Source organism: Ignatzschineria indica (genome assembly GCF_003121925.1).
Classification (GTDB): Bacteria; Pseudomonadota; Gammaproteobacteria; order Cardiobacteriales; family Wohlfahrtiimonadaceae; genus Ignatzschineria; species Ignatzschineria indica.
Genome location: NZ_QEWR01000014.1, coordinates 1 through 1,316 on the forward strand (window position 1 = coordinate 1; position 1,316 = coordinate 1,316).

The following is a 1,316-nucleotide window of genomic DNA, read 5'->3' on the forward strand; positions in this document are numbered from 1 at the left end:
CTCGTGTCCCGCCCTACTTGTTGATATGCCTAGTACCACTTACTGTATTTAAAATACGGGGCTATCACCCACTACGGCTCATCTTTCCAGATGATTCTTCTATACAATAAGTTATCACATATCGGCTCTTCCCGGGTCGCTCGCCACTACTGCGGGAATCTCAATTGATTTCTTTTCCTCTGGTTACTTAGATGTTTCAGTTCACCAGGTTCGCTTCCTTAAACCTATATATTCAGTTAAAGGATGACAGGGTTTTAAGCCTGTGCGGGTTTCCCCATTCGGACATTTCCGGATCAAAGCTTGATTGCCAGCTCCCCGAAACTTTTCGCAGACTTCCACGTCCTTCATCGCCTGTAATCGCCAAGGCATCCGCCATGTACGCTTATTCACTTGACCATATAATAGGGATTAGACTTATTTCACCACTATTAACAAATGTTAATAACAGAGAGATAAATCGCAATCGTCAATTATATAACAAAATAGCTCTTCAATTCTCCTACGAATGTAACATGATAACGTTTCACTTTAAGTTAACTCATTTTATCAATCTGTCTTTATCAACAACATCTTTCGATATCATCAATTGACAGTCAGTAAAATTGAATACATCGTTACTTAAGTGATGCAATCTCTCCCGATCTCTCTTGTTATCTTGATCAACAATCACCAATCTCATCACGAGAGGAATGATTATCAATAAAGACCCGAAAGATCTTGGTCATTATCACTCGATTCACATCGATCAATAATAACTGCTGCATCGCTATTACGTTGCACCAACTAATCCAAATTTTTAAAGAACACTCACGACTAATGTCATATTAGATGAGAGTATAAATAAGATGACGACTAACATGACTAACAATAGGTTAATGCATCACATTATTTATCTTCTCTCTAACAATGATCCCTTAATTAATTTTCAATTAACTTAATTTTCAATTAACTTAATAGAATCATTTAAACAGTTTAATAGAGTTAAACAATTTAAGAAGCGAGGAATTATATCCTTAACCTAGTCTCTTTTCAACAACATCCCCCAAGAAATTTGGTGGAGGATAACGGAGTCGAACCGATGGCCTCCTGCGTGCAAGGCAGGCGCTCTACCAACTGAGCTAATCCCCCTTTATGGGTTATATTGGTGGGCCTAGGTAGACTCGAACTACCGACCCCACGCTTATCAAGCGTGTGCTCTAACCAACTGAGCTATAGGCCCAGATACTAGGTATTACTTCTTTTATCTTAAATAAGTTTCTATGGAAGCTCGTACTTGTTGCGATCTGCTCTTTAAAGGAGGTGATCCAGCCGCAGGT

At 39.1% G+C, this 1,316-nt stretch carries 2 tRNA genes and 1 rRNA gene; all 3 read right to left on the bottom strand.

From position 1 onward, the window contains the following. A 23S ribosomal RNA gene (locus tag DC082_RS10540) occupies window positions 1–396 on the bottom strand; the annotation flags it as partial. A gap of 656 nt (window positions 397–1,052) precedes the next feature. Then, window positions 1,053–1,128: transfer RNA gene (locus DC082_RS10545), tRNA-Ala, on the bottom strand. A 14-nt stretch (window positions 1,129–1,142) separates the two neighbouring features. Continuing rightward, a tRNA-Ile gene (locus DC082_RS10550) sits at window positions 1,143–1,219 on the bottom strand. Window positions 1,220–1,316: the final 97 nt, after the last annotated feature.